Annotated in this window: 18 protein-coding genes; 5 read left to right on the forward strand and 13 right to left on the reverse strand. The window is 74.5% G+C overall.

Features of this window, described 5'->3' with window-relative positions; all coding sequences use genetic code 11:
• Positions 1-243: 243 nt before the first annotated feature.
• The 3 genes from O7627_RS28385 to O7627_RS28395 all read right to left on the reverse strand — a co-directional run bounded on the left by O7627_RS28385 (position 244) and on the right by O7627_RS28395 (position 3,360).
• Positions 244-627, reverse strand: a complete 384-nt coding sequence (locus tag O7627_RS28385; RefSeq protein ID WP_278096519.1) for a WhiB family transcriptional regulator — start codon at positions 625-627, stop codon at positions 244-246.
• Positions 628-786: 159 nt separating this feature from the next.
• Positions 787-1,044 carry a hypothetical protein gene (locus tag O7627_RS28390; protein WP_278096520.1) on the reverse strand — a complete coding sequence of 86 codons (258 nt, stop codon included), beginning with the start codon at positions 1,042-1,044 and terminating at the stop codon, positions 787-789.
• A 93-nt stretch (positions 1,045-1,137) separates the two neighbouring features.
• Positions 1,138-3,360 (reverse strand): ATP-dependent DNA helicase UvrD2, encoded by a 2,223-nt coding sequence (locus O7627_RS28395; protein ID WP_278096521.1) that lies wholly within the window; start codon positions 3,358-3,360, stop codon positions 1,138-1,140.
• A gap of 101 nt (positions 3,361-3,461) precedes the next feature.
• On the opposite strand from O7627_RS28395, the gene O7627_RS28400 reads away from it, so the two are divergent.
• Positions 3,462-3,707, forward strand: coding sequence for a mycoredoxin (locus O7627_RS28400; protein ID WP_278096522.1), 246 nt, complete (start codon positions 3,462-3,464; stop codon positions 3,705-3,707).
• Here O7627_RS28400 and O7627_RS28405 read toward each other — a convergent pair.
• Complete coding sequence (locus O7627_RS28405) at positions 3,673-4,989, reverse strand: MFS transporter (protein WP_278096523.1); 1,317 nt, start codon at positions 4,987-4,989, stop codon at positions 3,673-3,675. The two genes, O7627_RS28400 and O7627_RS28405, sit on opposite strands and share 35 nt — an antisense overlap.
• A 153-nt stretch (positions 4,990-5,142) precedes the next feature.
• Between O7627_RS28405 and O7627_RS28410 the strand changes: the two genes are divergently transcribed.
• From O7627_RS28410 to O7627_RS28420, 3 genes are all read left to right on the forward strand, one after another.
• Positions 5,143-6,174 (forward strand): helix-turn-helix transcriptional regulator, encoded by a 1,032-nt coding sequence (locus O7627_RS28410; RefSeq protein WP_278096524.1) that lies wholly within the window; start codon positions 5,143-5,145, stop codon positions 6,172-6,174.
• On the forward strand, positions 6,171-6,416 hold the full coding sequence (locus tag O7627_RS28415; protein ID WP_278096525.1) for a DUF397 domain-containing protein: 246 nt from the start codon (positions 6,171-6,173) through the stop codon (positions 6,414-6,416). Before O7627_RS28410 ends, O7627_RS28415 begins: the two co-directional genes overlap by 4 nt.
• 200 nt (positions 6,417-6,616) lie before the next feature.
• Positions 6,617-6,880, forward strand: a complete 264-nt coding sequence (locus O7627_RS28420) for a hypothetical protein (RefSeq protein ID WP_278096526.1) — start codon at positions 6,617-6,619, stop codon at positions 6,878-6,880.
• A 118-nt stretch (positions 6,881-6,998) separates the two neighbouring features.
• On the opposite strand, the gene nudC is transcribed toward O7627_RS28420, so the two are convergent.
• From nudC to O7627_RS28445, 5 genes are all read right to left on the reverse strand, one after another.
• Positions 6,999-7,958: an NAD(+) diphosphatase gene (nudC, locus tag O7627_RS28425; RefSeq protein WP_278096527.1), complete on the reverse strand. Its 960-nt coding sequence runs from the start codon at positions 7,956-7,958 to the stop codon at positions 6,999-7,001.
• Positions 7,955-9,298, reverse strand: a complete 1,344-nt coding sequence (locus O7627_RS28430; RefSeq protein WP_278096528.1) for a pitrilysin family protein — start codon at positions 9,296-9,298, stop codon at positions 7,955-7,957. Before O7627_RS28430 ends, nudC begins: the two co-directional genes overlap by 4 nt.
• On the reverse strand, positions 9,295-10,605 hold the full coding sequence (locus O7627_RS28435) for a pitrilysin family protein (protein ID WP_278096529.1): 1,311 nt from the start codon (positions 10,603-10,605) through the stop codon (positions 9,295-9,297). The genes O7627_RS28430 and O7627_RS28435 overlap by 4 nt, the downstream gene beginning before the upstream one ends.
• Before the next feature lie 87 nt (positions 10,606-10,692).
• Complete coding sequence (locus tag O7627_RS28440) at positions 10,693-11,610, reverse strand: hypothetical protein (protein ID WP_278096530.1); 918 nt, start codon at positions 11,608-11,610, stop codon at positions 10,693-10,695.
• Between the two features lie 38 nt (positions 11,611-11,648).
• Positions 11,649-11,852: a hypothetical protein gene (locus O7627_RS28445; protein ID WP_278096531.1), complete on the reverse strand. Its 204-nt coding sequence runs from the start codon at positions 11,850-11,852 to the stop codon at positions 11,649-11,651.
• A gap of 302 nt (positions 11,853-12,154) precedes the next feature.
• Between O7627_RS28445 and O7627_RS28450 the strand changes: the two genes are divergently transcribed.
• Positions 12,155-12,556, forward strand: a complete 402-nt coding sequence (locus tag O7627_RS28450) for a pilus assembly protein CpaE (RefSeq protein ID WP_278096532.1) — start codon at positions 12,155-12,157, stop codon at positions 12,554-12,556.
• Positions 12,557-12,656: 100 nt separating this feature from the next.
• On the opposite strand, the gene O7627_RS28455 is transcribed toward O7627_RS28450, so the two are convergent.
• From O7627_RS28455 to O7627_RS28470, 4 genes are all read right to left on the reverse strand, one after another.
• Positions 12,657-13,925 (reverse strand): DEAD/DEAH box helicase, encoded by a 1,269-nt coding sequence (locus O7627_RS28455; RefSeq protein WP_278098467.1) that lies wholly within the window; start codon positions 13,923-13,925, stop codon positions 12,657-12,659.
• Between the two features lie 262 nt (positions 13,926-14,187).
• Positions 14,188-14,391 (reverse strand): cold-shock protein, encoded by a 204-nt coding sequence (locus tag O7627_RS28460; RefSeq protein WP_007464836.1) that lies wholly within the window; start codon positions 14,389-14,391, stop codon positions 14,188-14,190.
• A 242-nt stretch (positions 14,392-14,633) separates the two neighbouring features.
• Positions 14,634-18,032 carry a UvrD-helicase domain-containing protein gene (locus O7627_RS28465; protein ID WP_278096533.1) on the reverse strand — a complete coding sequence of 1,133 codons (3,399 nt, stop codon included), beginning with the start codon at positions 18,030-18,032 and terminating at the stop codon, positions 14,634-14,636.
• Positions 18,029-21,817 carry an ATP-dependent DNA helicase gene (locus tag O7627_RS28470; RefSeq protein WP_278096534.1) on the reverse strand — a complete coding sequence of 1,263 codons (3,789 nt, stop codon included), beginning with the start codon at positions 21,815-21,817 and terminating at the stop codon, positions 18,029-18,031. The genes O7627_RS28465 and O7627_RS28470 overlap by 4 nt, the downstream gene beginning before the upstream one ends.
• Positions 21,818-21,910: the final 93 nt, after the last annotated feature.

Here is a 21,910-nt window from a genome sequence, read left to right on the forward strand (position 1 = left end):
GCTGCCCGGCGGCGGGCCTCTGCAGCTACGGTACGGGCGGATCGGGGTGCCTCAGTGCGCGTGGTGGTACGACCGGCCTGAGGCGATCGCATTCGCGCCCGGGACAACACTTCGTGGATGAGATACATCTTGCTGACTCCGTTCAGAGCGGGCAGTACGGCGTTCCAGCGCGTCAGCGACGCCGCTGGTACCTCGGGTTCGGGTGCCGGAACGACTCCGGCGGACAGTCGGATCGGGTTCATGTCAGGCCACCAGCCGAACCGCGGCTCGCGACTCGGCCAGCCCGTCGGCCACCAACCGGGCCTCGGCCTCGACCCGCAGGATCGCGTCCCGGGCGAGGTCGGCCTTGCGTGGACGGCCACGGGGCCGCTTCCGCGGAACCACCGCGCCACGCTCGAAGATCTCGCCGCCCCAGACGCCCCAGGGCTCGGCCCGATCCACCGCACCGGCCAGGCACTCGACGCGCAGCGGGCAGTCCCCGCAGAGCGACTTGGCCAGTTCCAGGTCGGTGGGCGAGTCGGCGAACCACAGGTCGGGGTCGAACTTCCGGCAGGGCAGGTTCGCCTCAACCTCCTGCCGGTCGGGACTTTCCAAGCCCCGGTCGAGTGGAGCCAACGACAGACTCATCACCCGGTCACCTCTCTCTCACATCGATCTCGTAGATCGCTTCCGGCGAACATTCGGCGGAGCCACTTCGGCGCCGCCAAGTGGCGGTACAAAAAACTGAGGCCGCGGATCCCGGTTTGCGGGTTCCGCGGCCTCGAGGTGAGCCGGCTGGTCTGTCTGTCAGACCGGTCTACCTCGAGGTGGAACACCGCGGACGTCCATCCGCTGCTTCGTGCTGGTCAGGACGTCCTTGCCCGCGAACCCATTGGTCCCGTCGTTTCCGGCGGAGGCGGGCACCCGGACCAGCTCGGCCTGGACCGTGACCTGGTGCGCCTGCGGACGCGACGGAACGCCAGCGCCCGGGATCACCCGGACGACCGGCATCGGAGCGAGGGCAGCAAGCGGCGCCCCCGGTCGCTCAGTCAGATAGATCTCCATCGGTGCCACCTCCTGTCTCACACTCGTCACCAATGTTGGTCTCGCCCCTGTTGAACAGCGCGAAGAGCGCCGCTCGCGAGGTGTGTCCTGAGGCTATGCCTCTCCTGGGCGGGAGGGCAAACGGTTTTTCGGCTCTCTTTCAGAAGTTTTTTCCGGGGCCAGATCATCGACCGCCGCGCCACCCACCAGAGCCAGCACCGCGTCGCCGTAGAGGCCGACCTTGCGCGGGCCGATCCCGGCGATCGCCAGCAGGTCGGCCGGCCGGGTCGGCCGCCGCTCCGCCAACGCCACCAGGGTGGCATCGGTGAACACGACGTACGCAGGCACTTTCTGTGCGCCGGCGACCCGGACCCGCCACTGGATCAGCCGCTCGTACAGCTCCTCGTCCAGGTCCGACGGGCAGTCCTGGCACCGCCCCAGCTTGCGGTCCGCGCCGGCCAGCAGGGTGGTCCCGCAGATCCGGCAGGAGATCGTCCGGGTCCGGACCCGGTCGGGTTTCCGACCCGCCGCACCGCCGCCGGCGGCGGGGGCGGACCGCTGCCCGCCGCCCCGCTCGAACTGCGGCAGGAACCGGCACGGCCGGCGGGCCCGTCCGCCGGGCGACCGGGCGGCGGCGTACGACAGCCAGAGCCATTCCCGGGCCCGGGTCACCCCGACGTAGAGCAGCCGGCGCTCCTCCTCGATCTGCTCGGCCGATCGGGCGTAGCCGGTCGGCAACGTGCCGTCGGAGAGGCCGACCAGGAACACCGCGTCCCACTCCAGCCCCTTGGCCGAGTGCAGCGAGGCCAGCGTCACCCCTTCCAGGGTCGGTACGTGCTGCTGCGCGGCGCGCCGCGCCAGCTCGGCGCAGAAGTCGGCAAGCGACGGCGCCCGCTCGACGGTCGCGGCGTCGCCGATCGGCAGCATCCGCGGCTCGGCGGCGAACTCCTCGGCGAGCTGGACCAGCGCCGCCAACGCCTCCCAGCGCTCCCGGGCGGCGCCGCCGGGCGGGGCGCCGGCCGGCGACCAGCCCACCGCCGTGAGCGCCTCCACCACGGCCGGCACCAGCGGCGTCTCCCCCGGGGTGGAGCGGGTGGCCGCCCGGAGGGTCAGCACGGCCTGCCGGACCTCGGGGCGCTCGAAGAACCGCTCGGCGCCCTGCACCACGTACGGCACCTCCGCCTCGGCCAGCGCCTTCTCGTACGCCTCGGACTGGGCGTTGGTCCGGAACAGCACGGCGATCTCGCGGGCCGGGGTGCCGGCCGCGATCAGCTGCCGGCAGCGGGCCGCCACGGCCGCCGCCTCGGCCGGCTCGTCGGCGAAGATCCGCAGGTCCGGTTCGGCGCCGGCCGGCCGCTGCCCGACCAGCTCCAGCCGGAGCCGGGCGGCGCTCCCCCGGGCCTGCCCGATGACCGCGTTGGCCAGCCCGACCACCTGGGGGGTGGACCGGTAGTCGCGCACCAGCCGGACCACCACCGCGCCGGGCCGCTGACGCGGAAAGTCGATCAGGTACGCCGAGGTCGCCCCGGTGAACGAGTAGATCGTCTGGCTGGCGTCGCCGACCACGGTCAGGTCGTCCCGGCCGCCCAGCCAGGCCTCCAGCAGGCGCTGCTGCAGCGGGTTGACGTCCTGGTACTCGTCGACCACGAAGTGCCGGTACTGGGCGCGTACCTGGTCGCCGACGTCCGGGTGCTCCTCGATGCCCCAGACCGCGGCCCGCAGCAGGTCCTCGAAGTCGATCACCCCGTTGCCGCGCTTGAGCTGCTCGTACGCGGCGAACACCTCGGCCACCTTCGCCGCCTCGTGCGGGGTGTCGCGGGCGGCCTTCGCCGCCGCGACCAGGTACTCGCCCGGCTCGACCAGGCTGGACTTGGCCCACTCGATCTCGCCGGCCAGGTCCCGGGCGGCGGCCCGGTCGGTGCGCAGCCCGACCCGGGCGGCGGCGAGGGTGACCAGCCGGACCTTGCTGTCCAGCAGTTCGGGCATCGCCCGTCCGGCCAGCAGCCGGGGCGCGAAATAGCGGACCTGGCGCAGCGCGGCGGCGTGGAAGGTGCGGGCCTGCACCCCGCCGGCCCCGAGCCCGGCCAGCCGGGCACGCAGCTCGGCGGCGGCCCGCGCGGTGAAGGTCACCGCCAGCACGTGCCGGGCGGCGATCTCGCCGGTGCCGACCCGGTGCGCGATCCGGTGGGTGATGGCCCGGGTCTTGCCGGTGCCGGCACCGGCCAGCACGCAGACCGGGCCGGCGGGGGCGGTCACGGCGCTGAGCTGTTCGGGATCGAGCCCGGCCAGGACACCGCCCGGCGAGCCGGCCCCGGTCCGGCCGGTTGAGTCAGCCACCACAGCAGGAATCATGGCAGCATCCCCCGACGTTGCACGGGCTAGCGTGTCCGAACAGACTGCCCCGGCACCCCACCCGCCCCGAACCGGAGGACCTGACGATGCTGACGATGTACTCGACGCCGTGGTGCGGCTACTGCCACCGCCTCAAGTCGCAGTTCGACCGGGAAGGCATCGGCTACCAGGTGGTGGACATCGAGCAGGATCTGGCGGCGGCCGAGTACGTGATGAGCGTCAACGGCGGGAACCAGACCGTCCCGACGGTGCGCTTTCCGGACGGGACGGCCTTGACCAATCCGTCGATCGTCCAGGTCAAGCAGCGCCTGGCGGCACTCGCCCAGGGCTGACCGGCGGCGCCTCGACGGCGGCCGGCACCGGGTCGAGCGGCCGACGCGGCGCCGGCACCCGGACCGCCGGCCCGGATGTGATCGGCGGCGGTCCGGGCGGGGTCGGTGGCGAGAGCCGCCGGCCCCGCCACAGGTAGCCGGCCGCCGCCAGGGTCACCACCCCCATCGCCACGAAGAGCAGCCGGTAGTCGACGACGCCGACCAGCACCGCCCCGGCCCCGATGGAGACCGCCTGCGGTCCGCTGATCAACGCGTCCGAGGCGGCGACCACCCGCCCCAGCAGCCGGGCCGGGGTACGTCGCTGGATCAGGGTGTGCAGCGACACGAAGATGATCGGCAGGCCGAAGCCGGCGCAGATCATCGCCGCGAAGCCGAGCCGGAGGTCGGGGTGGGCCAGCGCGAGCGCGGCCGGGGCGAAGGCCGCGATCGCGGTGGCCAGCGCGCCGATCTCGCCGAGTCGGCGCACCACGGCCGCGGAGACCAGCCCGCCGACCAGCCCGCCGACGCCCTGCACGGTCACCAGCACCCCGACGAAGGCCGGTGGCTGGCCGAGCCCCTGGTCGACGTACGCGAAGATCAGCGCCTCGGTGAAGCCCATCACCAGGACCGCCAGGCCGGCCCCCAGCGCGACCCGGCGCAGCGCCGGCTCCCCCACCAGGTGCCGTACGCCGGCGCTGACCTCGGTCGCCCAACGCAGCCCCGCCGGTTCGGGCGCGGACTCCCGGACCCGCATCGCGGCCGCGGCCAGGGCCGCGGTGGTGAAACCGAGCACCCCGACGGTGGCCAGCGGCCAGCCGCCGACGGCGGCGTAGAGCGCCGCGCCGGCCAGTGGGCCGACCAGCCGCAGCCCCTGCTTCACCGTCTGCACTGCACCGTTCGCCTCGGCCAGCAACTCGCCGGGGACGATCTGTTTGAGCAGCCCGTTCACGGCACCGCCGAGGGCGATGTAGGCAACCCCGTACAGGATGCCGACCAGGTAGATGATCCACACGTCGGACCGGTCGCGCACCGCGTAGAGCGGGGTGAGGAACAGCGCCGTCAGCAGGTTCGCGACGATGAAGAACGGCCGGCGGCGGAACCGGTCGACAAGCCAACCGATGACCGGTGCGACGAGCATCGGGGCCGCCATCGCGAAGATGGTGGCGCCGGCCATCGCGTTCGAGCCGGTCAGGTCCTTCACCCAGATGGCCAGGGCGAGCAGCATGACCGATTCGGCGATCCTGCTGGCGACCAGACCGCTGAAGAGAAGAAGAAAATCCGGGCGGCGCAGGATCGTGCGCATAGCTGCAGAGTAAATTTCGAAAGCAATCTTTTGTATGACACACCGCCTAACGGGGCGGCGAGGGTGGAAACCGGACGGCATACTCACCGTGGGGGACCAGTTCCAGAACAGTCACGTGCGGCGACGCCGGACCCGATCGAGAGAGAGGACCAGGTGCCTCCTGCGCAGCCCAGCCCCATCTTCAGGCGCCGCCGACTCGGCGCCGAGCTTCGCCGGCTACGCGAGGCCGCCGGTCTGACCGGCGACCAGGTGATCGAGCGGGTCGGTTGGGCCTCGGCGTCGAAGCTGTCCCGACTGGAGAACGGCCGTAGCCGGCCGGACCTGCGCGACGTGCTCGATCTGCTGGACGTCTATCAGGTGACCGGGGCGCAGCGGGACGAGCTGACCGCGATCACCGGCGAGGCCGGCGACATGCGGGGCTGGCTGCGGTCGTACCCGGTGATGACCCAGCACCAGCGCGCCTACGCGGAGTTGGAGGCCGGGTGCGCCGACATCCGGGAGTACAGCCCGGTGATCGTGCCCGGTCTGCTGCAGACCCCGGGGTACGCCCGGGTCCGGATCGTGTCGTCGCGACCGCTGATGACCGACCCGCAGGCCCCCGAGCGGGCCACCACCGAGGATCCGGAGACCGAGGTCGCGGCGCGGTTGGCGCGCCAGTCGCTGCTCACCCGGGAGGTCGAGCCGCCCCGCTACACCGCGGTGCTGGAGGAGGCGACGCTCGCCGGCCGGGCCGGGCCGCCGGACGTGCTGCGTGGCCAGCTCGCCCAGTTGCGCAAGCTGGCCGTCCTGCCCAACGTCACGATCCAGGTGCTGCCCCGGGAGACCACGATCGCGAACTGGTATCTCCCGCACACCGCCTTCTCGATCTACCGGTTCGCCGATCCGCAGGACCCGGAGACCCTGGCGATCGAGGGACTCTCCACGAATCTGGTGCTGACCGACCGGGATGAGCTCAGGCGGTACACGATCCTGTTCGAGTGGTTGCAGACGGCGGCGCTCTCCCCGGAGGAGACCCTCTCCTGGCTGGCCGACGCGGGCCGGATCCGCCCACCGGGCGGGCCGGCGCAACCGGTGTCCCCGACGCGACCGGCGCCGCCGGTGGCCGCGCCGGTCGCGGGTGGCCGCGGCCCGGTGATGCCACCTTCCCAACGCACCCCCCGGACCGGACGTCTGACGGAACCGTGAGCCGGCCCCGCCCCCAGGCCGCGCATCCGGCGCCCGGCACCGGCTGGCGGTCCAGCTCGCGCAGCCAGACCTCCAACTGCGTGGAGGTCGCCCGGCTCGGCGACGCCCGATCCGGCCCGGTGGCGCTGCGGGACAGCAAGGACCGCGGCGGCCCGATCCTGGTCTTCGACCGGCCCGGCTGGCTCGGTTTCCTGGCTGGCGCCAAACTGGGCGAATTCCGCGGCCGGCCGGGTCCGGCCTGATCCGCGGGTCCGCGGGAAGCGGACCAACCAGCACTCGTCACCCGAACGGGCGACTCCGCGGGACGATCAACGCGTTTCCCTTGCCGATGCACCCATCAATGGGCGAATATGACAAGGGAACTTTCGTGGAAGTTCCACACTCAGACTTCACAAGGTAACTAAGCGATCATTATCAGTCACGGTTCACTCCGGAGACAGCCATGCGGTTCCTGATCGTCCGCACCGACATCCGCACCGCCGCCGATGCCGATCTGGCTGCGGCCTGGGCCGACCGGGGCTGGCTCCGGGATGAACAGATCGCCCCGGAGGAGCGCCGGCAGATCGTCCGCGCCGAGGACCGGGACGCCGCGCTGCTGCTGGCCCGGGCACTGTCCACAGTGGGCGCCGTGCGGTCCGGTCGGCAACGGGTCAAGGTGCTCCCGATCGACGAACCAGGCCGCCGCAACCGCCCGGGGTTCCGTTAGCGACCGCTACGCCCCGCCAGACCCCCGTCGCGCCGGACCGGCTCCCCCGCCAGGCACCCGCCTCAGCCGGCGACGACGGATTGAGATCTTGGCCCGTGACCGATCGCGGCAACGACGGTCACGGGCCAAGATTGGTTCCGTCCAGCCAGCGCCGCACCAGGAAGTAGGCGATCGACGACGGGGGCGGCAGCACCAGCCGGCCGTCGCCGACGGACACCTGCTCCCCGGCCAACACGGCCGCGATCTCCGGCCGGGTGAACCAACGCGCCGCCGCGATCTCCGCCGGGTCCAGCCGCATCGCCCTGGCCGGATCGGCGCGGGCGTGGAAGCCGAGCATCAACGACCCGGGGAACGGCCACGCCTGGCTGCCCTGATACTCGATCCCGCTGACCGGCAGCCCGACCTCCTCGTCCACCTCGCGGATCACGGCCGCCTCGGCCGACTCCCCCGGCTCGACGTAACCGGCCAGGCAGGAGAACCGCCGACCATCGCCAGCCGGCGGCCAGGCCGCGTTGTTGGCCAGCAGGCACCGCCCGTCCGGCCCCGGCACGCCGTCGTTGAGCAGCACGATCATCGCCGGGTCGGTGCGCGGCCAGACCTGCCGGCCGCCGTCGTCCAACCGGGTCCACCCGCCGTCGCTCACCGTCGTGGGCAATCCGTTCAGCGACGAGTACGCGTGCAGCGCGTGCCAGTTGGCCAGCGCCACGGCGGTGGTGAGCAGCCCGGCGTCCCGGTCGGAGAGCAGATGGCCGACCTGGCGCAGGTTGGCGCCCCGGGTGTCCGGGACCTCCGGCAGCGGGGCGTCCACCGCGAAGACCGCCACCCCGTCCGGCTCGACCCCGAGAAACAGCCGCCGGTCCGCCGTGGTGTCCGGCGCCACCTTGGGCTCCAGCAACACCAGCCGGGGGTGGTCCGGCGCGGTGGTGACCAGGGCCCGCCCCCCACCGGCCACGTCGACCACCAGCACCCGCGCGGTCGGCCAGGCGGCGTCCAGCCACTCCCGGTCGGCCCGCCGGTGCGCGGCCCGATCGAGGGTGGAGCGGGCCAGCGGCGGAGCGGGCCTACCCGGCCCGGTCATGGTGCCGGCGCCGCACGCCGCACCGGGGTCAGCGGGGTCAGCTGCCCCTCGATCCGGTCGGCATCGCCGAGCACCACGGTCACCGCCCGGGTCGGCGCCAGGTAGGTGGCCGCGGCCGCCGCGACGTCGTCCCGGGTCACGGCGGCGAGCTGCGCCGAGTACTCACCGAGGAAGTCCAACCGCAGCCCCGACCCGGCGTACGCGCTGGCCAGCGCCGCCAGCCCGGACTGGGTGGAGGCGCCGAGCTGCAGCGTGCCCAGGGCGTACTGCCGGGCCTGCTCCAGCTCGTCGGGCTTGGGCGGCAGGGACGCCAGCCGGCCCAGCTCGTAGATCGTCTCCAGCAGCGCCGGGCCGGTCACCTCGGTGGCGACGTCGGCGGCGACCACCAGGGCGGACCCGGCGACCGAGTGCTCCACCCCCGAGTGCGGCCCATAGGTGTAGCCCTTGTCCTCCCGGATGTTCTCCACCCAGCGGGACGAGAAGTAGCCCCCGAAGAGCATGTTGGCCAGCTGCAGGGCGGCGTGGTCGGGATGCCGGCGGCCGACCGCCGGCAGCGCCATCCGCAGCGAGGACTGCACCGACTCCGGCCGGTCGACAAGCAGCAGCGGCTCGTCCGGCAGCGGCGGCACCGCCGGCAGTTCGAGCTGCCGACCGGCGCCCCGCCAGTCGCCGAGCGCCCGCTCGGCCAGGTCCAGCGCCTTGGCCGGCTGCACGTCGCCGACCAGGACCAGACAGGCGCCGGCCGGGTGCACCCGCTCGGCGTGCAGCGCCCGCAGCTGGGCCGGGCGGACGCCCCGGACCTGCTCGGCGGTCGGGGTCTGCACCGCGTACGGGTGCCGGCCGTACATCTGGCGCAGCAGCGCCGCCCGGGCCAGGTGGCCCGGCTGGCTCTGCGCCACCTGGATCCGGTCGACCAGCCGGTCCCGTTCGGTGCCGACCTCCTCGTTCGGGTACGCGGCGTCGGTGAGCACCGAGGCGAGCAGCTCCAGAATCCGCTCCAACCCGCTGACCAGCCCGTTGCCGGAGATCAACAGCCGGTCCGGGTCGGTGGCGGCGGCCAGTCCACCACCCACCTTCTGCAGCTCGGCGGCGATCGTCACGCTCGACATGGTGGCGGTGCCGGCCAGGATGGTCTGCGACAGCAACGCGGCCCGGGCCAGGTGGGCGCGGGCGAACGGCATCCAGAGCCGGATCTCGACGAGCGGCACGGCCGGCCGGCGGACCGCGATCACGGTCAACCCGTTGGCAAGCGTCCGCTCCGCCTCCTTCGGCGGCTTGACCTTCTTGTTCGGCCCCAGCGGAGGCAGCACCCGGTTGTCGGGCAGGGTTGCCGTGCTCATCGGGCGCCTCCCGGGATGATCTCGACGGCGGCCCGGCGGTGGGGCAGCAGCGTCGCCGCGGCGGCCCGGATCTGCGCCTCGGTTACCTCACCGACCAGCCGGGGCAGCTCGTTGATCAGTCCTGGTTCGCCGCGCTGCTGTTCCAGGACCGCCATCTGCAGGACCCGGCCGAGCACCGCGTCGGTGTCGCGCAGCAGGTGGGTCGCCATCCGGGCCTGGGTCCGGGCCAGCTCACCCTCGGTGAGCCCCTCGGTGGCGAGCCGGTCCAGCTCCTCGGCGACCGTGCCGAGCACCTTCTCCGCGTCGCCGCCCGGCGGCAGATGCGCCTGCAGGAGCAGGGCGGTCGGGTCCCGCACGTCGAACGGGTCGCCCATGAAGCCGACGTACCCGCCGATGCTCGTCACCACCCGGTCCCGCTGCACCAGGCGCTCGACCAGCCGGGACGCCTCGCCGTCGGTGAGCACCTCGGCCAGCACCACGTACGGCAGGTAGTCCGCGAACGCGCCGATCGGGTCCGGCACCCGCCAGGCGCTGGCCACGGCCGGCAGCGGCGCCAGCCGGTCGGTGATCGTCGCCCGGCGTTCGGTGGTCAGGTCGGGCTCGGCGAAGTCGGGCCGGGCCGGCGCCGGTCGGGCCGGCACGTCACCGAAGTGCCGCTCGATGAGCGCCATCGTGCCGGCCACGTCGAGGTCGCCGCCGACCGACAACACCGCGTTGCCGCAGGCGTAGTAGCGGTCGAAGAAGTCGGTGGCGTCCGCCACCGTGGCGCCTTCCAGGTCGTCGAAGGAGCCGTACCCGTCGTGCGCGTTCGGGAAGGTGCCGAAGAGCACCGGTGGCAGGTTCAGCCAGGGGAACCCGCCGTACGGGCGGTTGAGCACGTTCACCCGGATCTCCTCCTTGACCACGTCGACCTGGTTGCGCAGGTTCTCCTCGGTCAGCCGGGGGCCGCGCATCCGGTCCGCCTCCAGGAACAGCGCCCGCTCCAGGGCGTTGCTCGGCAGCGTCTCGAAGTAGTCGGTGTAGTCCAGGTGGGTGGAGCCGTTGAAGGTCCCGCCGGCCCCCTGCACGTACCGGAAGTGGGCCAGCTTCTCCAGGTTCTCCGAGCCCTGGAACATCAGGTGCTCGAAGAGGTGCGCGAAGCCGGTGCGCCCCTCCGGTTCCGAGCGGATGCCGACGTCGTAGACGACGGCCACCCCGATGACCGGGGCACTGCGATCGGGTGTCAGGACCACCCGTAGGCCGTTGTCGAGGGTGAACCGTTCGACCGCGTACTTGGTCGCTGGAATTCTGGATCTCCGGGCCGCCACGGTGACGACCCTAGCGCGTCGCCGCATCCCCGGTGCCACCCCGCGAGACTGCGGCCTGCGGATTCACCATCCGCCCCAGCCATCCGGTCAGGCCGGACGGACCGAGGCGAGGGTGTCCGCGACGAGGTGGTCGAGGTGGCCGTGGGTGTCCGGGATCGAGATGTAGAGGATCGCCGCGTTCGGGCCGCCCATGTCGATGCAGGCGACCCCGGCCAGCTCGCTGGTGGCTCGCAACCCCGGCAGGCTGAAGTGCAGCCGGAAGACGGTCACCCAGGCCGGCCGACCGGCCAGTGTGGTCAACTCGTCGCGGAGCAGGTCCATCCGGTTCGGCTGCGGGTAGTACTCGCCGCGCACGTCGCCGGCGACCCGGCGACCGACGCACTCCAGGTCCAGCACGAACGCGTCGTTGGTGGCGGCCGGCACAGCCGCCGACAGGATCGAGGCGTGGTAGTCGCTGTACCCGTTGTAGGCGGCCTCGGTGACGAAGTGCTGCCCCACCTTGTACGGCACCTGCAGGCTGCCGGCGTTCCAGACCCGGTTCCAGTCCTGCCAGGGCGGGCCGTACGCGGCGTAGGAGATGCCCGCCTCGGCGTCCACGGTCCGGGATCCGGCCGGCGGCACCGGCCCGGACCGGGGCGGGGCCGGCGCGGTTCGGTCAGGTGCGGGTGCCCCCGGCGGGGTGTTCGGCGGCGGGCACAGCCGGGCCAGTGGCGGCCGGACGTCGACCGGCCGGTCGGGACGGTCGCGGAACGGGTCGACGTCACCACCGAGCACCAGCGCGAGAACCACTACCAGCCCGGCGGCGAGCAGCGCCCCGGCCGCGCCACCGAACCACCACAGCAGCCGCCGATCCCGCGCCGACCGGTCCGGCGGCGGTGGCGGCGGCGGCGGACCGGGGTGGCCGGTCGGCGCCGGTTCGGGGGTGGTCAACCTGGTGACCGGCCCGGCCGCCCACGCCGACCCGGCCGTGGGCCGGGATCGCGGGGGCGGCAATGACTCGGACATCCCCACCAGTGAACACCACCGCCGCGGTCGGCGAGCGGTCAGCTACCGGTCGAGACCGGCTCGCCGACGGGCGGCTCGGGCACCGGGGCGCGCATCTCCAGCACCGTCGGCCGGCGCGGCTCGGCGGTGCCGTCGTACCAGGGGGCGAAGACCGCGATCAGGGCCAGCAGCAGGCCGGTGGCGGCCAGGGCGAGCACCACCAGGAGCTCCCGCGCCGTCCCCGGGGCAGCGCGAACCACCATGCCGACCTCCCCCAACCGCCATCGGCCGTACGCCGGCCGTCGGCCCCGATTTACCGCAACCTTCATCGATCGCGGTACCCCCGCCGGGCCCGGGGTTCCCCCCACCGGTCCCGGCGGTATAAGGATTCCGCACCGCCGGTCCCGACACAGTCGCCCTTCGGACCCAATGAGGTGAACTGATGGCTGCGACTCATGGGCCGCACAGCCGGCGGGTCGTTGCGTCGGCCCGGCCACCGGTCCAGATATCGACCGGTGGCCCCGTTCGACTGGTGGCCCGCCGCGCCGGCCGGCACCATGGACGGGTGATCTCCCGCGACCTGGCCAGCCGGCTCCGCGACGCCGGCCTGGTCTGGAAGCCGGCCTCCGGCGACCAGTTCACCGTCCCGGACCGGGACCTGGACGACGTGTTCGTGCTCAGCGACATGACAGTCGAGCTGCACGACCTGCCGGACGGCCCGGTACTCGGCTTCAACGGCACCACCGAGTGGGCGCTCGACGACCTCGCTCAGGAGGAGGCGCTCTGGCTGCCCCGGGAGGATCAGCTACGCACCCTGCTCGGTGGCACCTTCCAGCGGCTGGAACGCCACCGGGACGGCTACCGGCTGCTGCTCCACCTGCCCGACGGCCCGGCCGAGACCACCGCGGCCAGCCCGGCGGAGGCGTACGGCGAAGGGCTGCTCCTGCTCATCCAGCGCACGCACTGACGACGCCCGACCGCCGGGTCGGCTCGCCGCCGGTCGGCAAACGAGACCGCGCCGTCGCCCCGGTCGGGGCGACGGCGCGGCGGCGAGTCAGCTACGGCGATCAGGCCGGCTGCCGGCGGGGCCGGCGCGGGCGGCGCGGCCGCCCGGAGGCCCGGTGGGCCGGCCGGCCGGCGGCCGGCGGCGCCGGGGCGGCGACCGTCACCGGCACGCCGGACGGCACCCGGGCACCGGTCATCCGGACCAGTTCCTCGTCGCCCGGGCGGACCCGGGCGAGTTCCGGCTCGATCCCGGCGATCCGCATCAGCCGGGCGACGTCCCGCCGCTGGTCGGGCAGGACCAGGGTGACCACCGCACCGGCCTCGCCGGCTCGGGCGGTCCGGCCGCCCCGGTGCAGGTAGTCCTTCGCCTCGGTCGGCGGGTCGACGTTGACCACCATGTCGAGGCCGTCCACGTGGATGCCCCGGGCCGCCACGTCGGTGGCGACCAGGGCGGTCACCTGCCCGGTGCGGAACTGCTCCAGGATCCGGGACCGCTGCGGCTGCGACTTGCCGCCGTGCAGGGCCGCCGCGCGTACCCCGCTGGCGAGCAGTTGGCGGGCCAGCCGGTCGGCCCGGTGCTTGGTGCCCATGAACAGGATGGTCCGGCCGTCGCGGGCCGCGATCTGGGTCAGCGCGGCCGGCTTGTCGGCCGCCTCCACATGCAACACGTGGTGGGTCATGGCGGTCACCGTGGCGGTGGTCGGGTCGACCGAGTGCGACACCGGGTCGGTCAGGAACCGCCGGACCAGCCGATCGACCCCACGGTCCAGAGTGGCCGAGAAGAGCATCCGCTGCCCGCCCGCCGCCACCTGCTCCAGCAGGGTGGTGACCTGCGGCAGGAAACCCATGTCGGCCATCTGGTCGGCCTCGTCCAGCACGGTCACGGCCACCTGGTCCAGCCGGCAGTCGCCCCGGTTGATCAGATCGTGCAGCCGGCCCGGGGTGGCGACCACCACCTCGGCGCCGGCCCGCAGGGCGTCCGCCTGCCGCTGCAGCGAGAGACCGCCGACGACGGTTGCGCAGCGCAGGTTCACCGCCCGGGCGTACGGGGCGAGCGCGCTTGTCACCTGCTGGGCCAGTTCCCGGGTCGGGACCAGCACCAGGGCCAGCGGCCGACCCGGTCGGCCGCGCTGGCCGGCGGTGCGGGACAGCAGCGGCAGGCCGAAGGCGAGCGTCTTGCCGGAGCCGGTCCTCCCGCGGCCCAGCACGTCCCGCCCGGCGAGCGAGTCCGGCAGGGTGGCCGCCTGGATCGGGAACGGCGCGCTGATCCCGTTGGCCGCCAACGCGGCGTGCAGGCCGGGGGCGAGCGGCGCGTCGGCGAACGACTCGATCGGCGGCGCGCCGGGAGTCCGGGAACCGGGAGTCCGGGAAACGGTGGAGCTACGGGCACGGGTCACGGGTGGTGCCTTTCCTCGCCAGCGGCACGTGTCGAGGAAGGCGCCCGGCGGCCAGTGGCCACCGGCGGCGCTGCCGCGGGCGGGTTGCCGCCGGCGGTCGCAAGCACGGACCGGAAGAAGTACGCGGGCGTCGGCCCGCGCCGCTGCTGCGGCGCGGGCCGACCGCGTCGCCACGCCCGACGGGCGTGGGGTGGAATCAGAGCGGGCGGATGTTCTCCGCCTGCGGGCCCTTCTGGCCCTGGGTCACCTCGAACTCGACCCGCTGGTTCTCGTCCAGGCTGCGGTAGCCGGAGGACTGGATCGCGGAGAAGTGGGCGAAGACGTCAGCGCCGCCGCCGTCCGGGGTGATGAAGCCGAAGCCCTTGTCGGCGTTGAACCACTTCACGGTGCCAATTGCCATGTGTTTCGTCTCCTTGACGGAACGCTCGGACCCGCACCTGCTGCGGACCGAAAATCTCTCCGCGGGTTTCCGCGGATCGGTGTCGCCCTGGTCGCCCCGCCCGGAGAACTCCGGACACAACAAAGAGCGCCTGTGGTCACAATCCCACAGGCGCACACAGAGTGTCTGGGAAGCAAAACTGTCCCTGGGAACCAAAACTGCAACGCGGCAACCATAGCACAGCTGATCTCGTACCGGTCGACTCAGTCCGTCGCGGCCTCGGGCAGACCGGCCACCAGCGCGGCCAGCCCGTCGGCGTCGAGCAGGTCGGCCGGCCGGACGGTGGCCCCCTCCCGCACGTAGTGGAAGGCGGCCCGGACCTGCTCGACCGGCACCCCGGCGAGCTCCGCCCAGGCCAGCCGGTACGCGGCGAGCTGCACCGCGGCGGCGCTCGCCTCGTCACCGGCGGGCCGCCGACCGGTCTTCCAGTCGACCACGTCGTAGCGGCCGGCCGGGCCGGCGAACACCGCGTCCATCCGGCCCCGCACCACCACCCCGGCCACCATCGTGGCGAACGGCACCTCCACCTCCACCGGCACCCGGTCGGCCCACTCGCTGGCCAGGAACCGCTCCTGCAGCTCGGCGAGGGTGTCGTCCGGCGCGGCGTTCTCGTCGGCGGCGCCGGGCAGCTCGTCCACGTCGAGCAGCCGGCCGGCGCCGAACCGCTGCTCCAACCAGGCGTGGAAGGCGGTGCCACGGCGGGCGTACGGGTCCGGGCGGGCCGGCAGCGGGCGGCGCAGCGTCCGGGCGAGCCCGACCGGGTCACGCCGCAGCGCGACCAGCTGCGAGACGGAGAGCTGGCCGGGCAGGGCCACCTCGACCGGGCCGGCGGGTCGGCCCTGCCGCTCCCGCTCCGCGAGCAGCAGCTCCGCCTCCCGCCGCCACCGCCAGGCATCCCCCGTTGTCGCGGGTGGGTCCGGGACCGCCGGGACGTCGGCGATCGCCTGGCGGACCAGGGCCGCCGCCTCGGCCATCACCGGTCGGCGGGGACCCAGCGGGTCCGCCGGCCACTCGGCGCGCGGCACCAGCTGCGCCATCGGATTGCCGGTGTCCCCGGCCGGTTCGGACGCCCAGACGTCGATCACCAGGCCGGCCGGCTGGCCGGACCCGCCGGTCGGCGTGGCGGCGAGGCAGTGGTCGTAGATCTCGCGCAGGAAGACCGAGGGGCCGCGCGGCTGCTTCACCCCGTCGCCCCACCAGTAGCCGGAGCAGAGCAGCAGCCGCCGGGGCCGGGTCACCGCCACGTACGCCAGCCGCCGCTCCTCCCGCTCGTCGTGGGCCCGCCACTGGCCGGTGAAGGCGGCCAGCGCGCGGGCCACCCCCTTCTGGTCGTCCGCCGGGTCCAGATCGAGCACCGGCAGCCCGGCGGCGTCGCCGCGCAGCGGGAACGGCAGCACGCCGAGCCCCTGCAGGTAGTGGTCCGAGCCCCGAACCAGCCCCGGCCACACCCCGCGGGTCAGCCCGGCCACCGCCACCACGTCCCACTCCAGCCCCTTGGCGGCGTGCGCGGTCAGCACCTGCACCGCGCCCTCGACCACCTCGACCTCGCCCGGGGTCAGGCCGCGTTCCTCGTCCTCGGCGGCGGCCAGGAAGGCCAGGAAGCTGGCGAGCGAGGCGCTGCCCGACTCGTTGGCGAACCGGGCGGCCACGTCGCCGAGCGCGTCCAGGTGGCCCCGGGCGAGACCGCCGTCGCCGCCCCGGCCGTCCCGACCGGCGCGTACCGCCACCTCGACGTCCAGCCCGGTGGTCCGCTCGACGTCCGCGACCAGGTCCGGCAGCGGCTGGTCCAGCCGGTGCCGCAGCAGGCCGAGTTCCCGGCCGTACGCGCGCAGCCGGGCATAACCCTCGGCCGAGTACGCCTGCGCCGCGCCGAGGTCAGCCAGCGCCTCGACCAGGGTCGCCTCGTCGAGCACGTCGGGGGCGATCTCCGGTTCGTCGTCGCCGTCGGCGGAGCGGGGCAGTTCCCGGCGGGCCCGGGCGATCGCCACCGCCCGCCTGTGCAGGGCCACCAGGTCCCGGGGGCCGATCCGCCACCGGGCGCCGGTCAGCAACCGCAGCAGCGAGGCGCCGTCGGTCGGGTCGGCCAGCACCCGCAGGGTGCAGACCACGTCCCGGACCTCCGGGGTGTCCAGCAGCCCGCCGAGGCCGACCACCTCGACCGGCAGCCCGCGCGCCCGCAGGGCCGCCTCGATGGCCGGGATCTGGCTGCGCAGCCGGACCAGCACGGCGCTGGTCGGGCGGCGTTCCAGCGGAATCTGTTCGGGCAGCGCGTCGGGCATGCCGGCCGCGCCCCGCCACCCGCTGAGCATGCTCTGCGCGATCCACCCCGCCTCGTCGGCGTACGTGGGCAGCAGGGCGCAGTGCACGGTGCCGGCGGCCGACCCGCCCGGGGTCCGGCCCGGGATCGGGTCGGCCACCCGGAACGCGGCGGCGAGTTCGGCGACCTGGGCACCGGCTGCTCGCAGCGGGGCGGAGAGCCGGTTGGCCACCCCCAGGATCTCCGGCCGGTTGCGCCAGCTGGTGGTGAGGGTCAGTACCGGGGCCGGCTCGGTCGGGGAGCGGGTGAACTGGCCGGGGAAGCGGTCCAGGGTGCCGGCGCTGGCGCCCCGCCAGCCGTAGATGGACTGGCACGGGTCGCCGACCGCGGTGACCGGATGCCCGTCGCCGTAGAGCGCGCGCAGCAGGACCGCCTGGGCGTGGCTGGTGTCCTGGTACTCGTCGAGCAGGATCACCCGGTAGCGGGCCCGTTCGATCGCGCCGACCTCCGGGTGGTCGCGGGCGACCCGGGCGGCGCGGGCCACCTGGTCGCCGAAGTCCATCGCCTCGAAGTCGTGTTTGCGCTGGTCGTAGGCGCGGACCAGGGGCAGCAGCCGGAGCCGGCCGTGCTGGATGCCGAGCACCTTGCGGACGTCGGCGTAGACCTTGCCGGGCCGGGACTGCACGGCGGCGAAGAACCGGCCGGTCCAGGCTGCCAGGTCGTCCGGCTCGACCAGGTGCTCGGCCAGCTCGGCGGCGAGCGCCAGCACCGCGTCGGTGACCGTGCTGGGCATCCGGTCCACCCCGGACATGTCGCCGTCGTAGTTGCGTACCAGCAGGTCGACGATCTGCCAGCGGGCCGCCTCGGTGAGCAGCCGGGTGGAGGGTTCGTAGCCGGCCCGCAGCCCGTGCTCGGTGACGACCCGGCCGGCGTACGAGTGGTAGGTCAGCACGGTGGGTTCGCCGCTGAGCAGGTCGCCGAGCGGGTCCCGGCCGTCCCGGCCGAGCCGCCGGACGAGTTGGTCCAGCCGGGTCCGGATCCGGTGCCCCAGCTCCCCGGCGGCCTTGCGGGTGAAGGTGAGGCCGAGGATCTGTTCGGGTCGGGCGTAGCCGTTGGCGACCAGCCAGACCACCCGGGCGGCCATCGTCTCGGTCTTGCCGGAGCCGGCGCCGGCCACCACCAGCAGCGGTTCCACCGGCGCGGCGACGATCGCGGCCTGTTCCAGGGTGGGGGCGGGCAGCCGGAGCAGCTTGGCCAGCTCGATCGGGGTGTAGCGGGGGCCGGCGTCGGCCGCGCGCCGGGGCCTGGTCTCCTCGGCGAACAGGGAGGGCTGGGTCTGCGTCATCCGTCCTCCGGGGTCTGCCGCTGGGCCGGCGGCCCGCTCCGCGTCGAACCCGGCCCGGCCGCCGGACCCGACCCCGCCGGCGGCTCCAGCACGGTCGGCGGTTCGAGCACGGCCGGCGGTTCGAGCACGGCCGGCGGTTCGAGCATGGTGGGCGGCTCCACCACCTGGCGGCCCTTGCCGGAGATCGGGCAGCTGGTCCGGACCGGGCAGACCCGGCACTTCGAGTTGGCCACCGCGGCGAAGGTCGAGGCGGCCATCGTCTCGGCGGTGCGGCGTACCATCGCGCGGGCCCAGCCGGCCTCCTCGCCGGTGCCGACCGGCGGCTGGTTCTGCTCCTTGGCGTCCTTGGCGGTGGTGCCGAGCTGCACCAGCGCGGCGCCGCCGGACTCGTCGCCGTAGTCGGCGAACGCGCCCGCCTCGACCGCCGCCTGGTAGGCCCCGAGCTGCGGATGCTCGGCCACCTCGGCCGAGGTGACGGTGGTCGACTTGCCGGTCTTCAGGTCGACGACGACGAGCCGGCCGTCGGCGTCCACCTCCAACCGGTCCACCCGCCCGGTCAGCTCGACCGGGTGGACCGGATCGTCCAGCCGGACCGCGAACTCGTGCTCGATGGCGAGCAGCCGGCGCGGGTTGCCGGCCAGCCAGCGCAGCAGCTTGTCGACCATCGCCTGGGCGCGTTCCTGTTCCGGCCCGGCCATCCAGCGGGCGGCGAGTTCGATCACGTCGAACCGCCCGGCGACGTACTCCAGCAGTCGGGTCCGGTCGGCGTTGGCGTCCTCGGCGAGCATCGCCGCCGCGTGCACCAGGTTGCCGACCCCCTGCGCGGCGCTGGCCGGCGCCGCCCCGCCGTGCCGCTCCAGCAGCCAGCGCAGGCTGCACCGCAGGGCGCTCTCCATGCTGGACGGGGTGACCTTCACCGGCTCGCCCTCGTCGACGAGCGGCCGGTCGTCGGAGAGGCCGCGCAGCCCCCACCACTCGTCCGGGTGCGCGCCGGGCACCCCGGCGGCGGCGAGCCGGGCCAGCTCGGCCGCCGCGGCGCGCCGCCGGTCGAGCTCCGCCTCCGGGTCGGCCACGGCGGTACGCAGCTCCGCCACCAGCGCCGACAGGGTGAGCGCCCGCGGCGGCCGCCCGACCGGCAGCTCCCCGAGCCCGTCCCCGTCCGCCCCGACGTCAGCCAGCCCGTCCCCGTCCAGCGGGGCATCATCAGACCCAGCATCGGCCAGGGCGGCCCGGTCCGGGACGGCCGCGTCCGGGACGGCCGAGTCCGAGCCGACACCATCCGGACCAGGACCATCCGGGCCGGCATCGTCCGGGGCGGCATCGTCCGGGGCGGCATCGTCCGGGGCGGGACCATCCGGGCCGGCATCGTCCGGGGCGGGACCGTTCAGGCGGGAGCCATCGGAGCTGGAGCCATCCGGGCCAGGGTCGTCCGGGTCCGTACCGTCCGGGCCGGTCGGGGGCGGCGCTGCCGGCGGTTCCGGGTTCCGGGCCGGGCCGGCTATTTCGTGCAGGAAGCGGCTCGGCTGCTCCTCGTGGTCGGTGCCGCCGACCGCGGCGGAGGCGACCGCGCTGACCAGCAGCCGGTGCCGGGCCCGGGTGGCGGCCACGTAGAAGAGCCGGCGTTCCTCGTCGAGCAGCGCCGAGGTCTGGCCGACGAGCGTGGCCACCCGGCCGGCGCCCTCCCCCCGGCCGGCCAGCACGTCCACCAGCCGCTCCGAGCCGAGCAGGCTGCCGCGCAGCCGCAGGTCCGGCCAGATCCCCTCCTGTACGCCGGCCACCGCGACCACGTCCCACTCCAGGCCCTTGGCCGCGTGCGCGGTGAGCAGTCGGACCGCCTCCCCCCGGTCGGCGCTGGGTGCCAGGGTGTCGGCCGGCAACTGCTGGCCCAGCACGTGGTCGAGGAAGACCTCGGTTCGGGCGCCCGGCAGCCGGTCGACGAACCGGGCCGCGGCGTCGAAGAGCACCACCACCGCGTCCAGGTCCCGGTCGGCGGCCACCGCCCGCCACCGTTGGCCGCTGTCGCCGCCCGCTGCCACGCCCGGCCTGGTGATCGCGCCGGCCCACCGCTCGGCCAGGCCGCTGGCCCGCCAGACCGCCCAGAGCACATCCTCCACGGTGGCGCCGGGACGTGCCGCCGCCTCCCGGGCGGTGGCGAGCAGCCGGGCCACCGACTGGGCCGGCGCCGCCCAGCGCCGCTCCACCGCGGCCAGCTCGGCCGGATCGCGCAGCGCGTCGGCCAGCAGGTCGCCGGAGGGTCGTCGGTCACCGCCGGCCAGCGCCAGCGCCCGCAGCCCCTGCCGGAGCCGCCGCTCGGCCAGCGGGTCCGCCCCGCCGAGCGGCGAGTGCAACAGCGCGACGGCCGCCTCCTCGTCCAGCCGGTCCGGTTCCAGCGCGCAGCGCAGCAGGAGCAGCAGCGGCGCCACGGCCGGCTGCAGGTGCAGCGGCAGGTCCTCGGCGTGCACCACGGTCGGTACCCCGGTGGTGTGCAGGGCCCGCTGCAGCGGCGGCAGCTGCAGCGCCGTGGAGCGGACCACGACCGCCATCCGCGACCAGGGCACCCCGTCGAGCAGGTGCGCGGACCGCAGCGCGTGCGCCAGGTAGGCCGCCTCGCTGGTGCCCGACCGGAAGGTGCGTACCTGCACGGTCCCGGGTTCGGCGTCGGGCAGCGGGCGCAGGTCGCGGTGGGCCACCGGGCCGCGCAACCGGCGGGCCACCCGGCCGGTGGCCGCGAGCAGGCCGGCCCCGGTCCGGTACGACGTACGCAGGGTGATGGTGCGGGCCACCGCCCCGGAGACGGTGCGGAACCGGTGCGGGAAGGTGGCGACCCCGGCCGGGTCGGCGCCCCGGAAGGCGAACGTCGACGAGTCCGGGTCGGCGAAGCTCACCAGCGGGGTGCCGCCGCCGGCCACCAGGGCGAGCAGGTCGAGTTGGGCCGGGTCGGTGTCGGCCAGCTCGTCGACGTACACGAAGGCCAGTCGGCGGCGCTCCGCGGCCAGCAGGTCGGGGTCGTCGGTGAGCAGCCCGGCCGCCGCCCGGACCAGTTCGGCGTTGTCGTAGGCGACGGCGCCCCGGCCGGTGGCGTCGCGCAGCGCGAGGACCGCGACGTACTCGCGGAGGAAGCGGGCGGCGGCGGGCCAGTCCGCCCGGCCGAGCCGCTCGCCCAGCCTGGCCAACTCGACCGGTCCGACGCCGCGCTCGGCGGCCCGCAACAGCAGGTCGCGCAGCTGGGCGGCGAATGCCCGGGTACGCAGCGCCGGTCGCAGATCGGCCGGCCAGCCGATCTGGTCGGCGGCGGCGTCCGGGGAGTCGCCACCCGGGCCGGTGACCCGGGACGCGTCGGCGTCCTCCTCGCCGATGGTGCCCAGCAGCTCGCGGATGATGAGATCCTGCTCCGGGCCGGTGAGCAGCCGGGGCGACGGCTCACCGCGTTCCGCGGCGGCCCGGCGCAGCAGCCCGAAGGCGTACCCGGGAAAGGTCCTGACCAGAGGTTCGTGCACCACCCGGCGGTCCGCACCGGCGATCCGGGCCTCGATCCGGTGCCGCAGCGCGGTGGCGGCCCGCCGACCGAAGGTGAGCACCAGGATGCGCTCCGGGTCGATGCCCTCGGCCACCCGGGCCGCGACGGCCTCCACAAGGGTGGCGGTCTTGCCGGTGCCGGGTCCGCCGAGGACCAGCAACGGCCCGTCGGTGTGCGACACGACGGCCGACTGGGCGGGGTCGGTGAGCCGGGCCGGCGACTGCTGCGCCGGCCGACGGACCAGCCGGTACGCCTGCACGCGGATCATCTCACCATGCCCGCGCCGCCGACCGACGGACGGTACGCCCGTCGGACGAGCCAGATCAGCACGGTCGGTACGGCCGTCGGACTCCTCGGATCA

It is taken from the genome of Solwaraspora sp. WMMD1047, assembly GCF_029626155.1.
Classification (GTDB): domain Bacteria; phylum Actinomycetota; class Actinomycetes; order Mycobacteriales; family Micromonosporaceae; genus WMMD1047.

Excerpts from the sequence above, each read along its gene's own strand:
- O7627_RS28385 (WP_278096519.1), bottom strand. The coding sequence starts at position 627 with ATGAGTCTGTCGTTGGCTCCACTCGACCGGGGCTTGGAAAGTCCCGAC.
- O7627_RS28390 (WP_278096520.1), bottom strand. The coding sequence starts at position 1,044 with ATGGAGATCTATCTGACTGAGCGACCGGGGGCGCCGCTTGCTGCCCTC.
- O7627_RS28400 (WP_278096522.1), top strand. The coding sequence starts at position 3,462 with ATGCTGACGATGTACTCGACGCCGTGGTGCGGCTACTGCCACCGCCTC.
- O7627_RS28405 (WP_278096523.1), bottom strand. The coding sequence starts at position 4,989 with ATGCGCACGATCCTGCGCCGCCCGGATTTTCTTCTTCTCTTCAGCGGT.
- O7627_RS28420 (WP_278096526.1), top strand. The coding sequence starts at position 6,617 with ATGCGGTTCCTGATCGTCCGCACCGACATCCGCACCGCCGCCGATGCC.
- nudC (WP_278096527.1), bottom strand. The coding sequence starts at position 7,958 with ATGACCGGGCCGGGTAGGCCCGCTCCGCCGCTGGCCCGCTCCACCCTC.
- O7627_RS28430 (WP_278096528.1), bottom strand. The coding sequence starts at position 9,298 with ATGAGCACGGCAACCCTGCCCGACAACCGGGTGCTGCCTCCGCTGGGG.
- O7627_RS28440 (WP_278096530.1), bottom strand. The coding sequence starts at position 11,610 with ATGTCCGAGTCATTGCCGCCCCCGCGATCCCGGCCCACGGCCGGGTCG.
- O7627_RS28445 (WP_278096531.1), bottom strand. The coding sequence starts at position 11,852 with ATGGTGGTTCGCGCTGCCCCGGGGACGGCGCGGGAGCTCCTGGTGGTG.
- O7627_RS28460 (WP_007464836.1), bottom strand. The coding sequence starts at position 14,391 with ATGGCAATTGGCACCGTGAAGTGGTTCAACGCCGACAAGGGCTTCGGC.
- O7627_RS28465 (WP_278096533.1), bottom strand. The coding sequence starts at position 18,032 with ATGACGCAGACCCAGCCCTCCCTGTTCGCCGAGGAGACCAGGCCCCGG.
- O7627_RS28470 (WP_278096534.1), bottom strand. The coding sequence starts at position 21,817 with ATGATCCGCGTGCAGGCGTACCGGCTGGTCCGTCGGCCGGCGCAGCAG.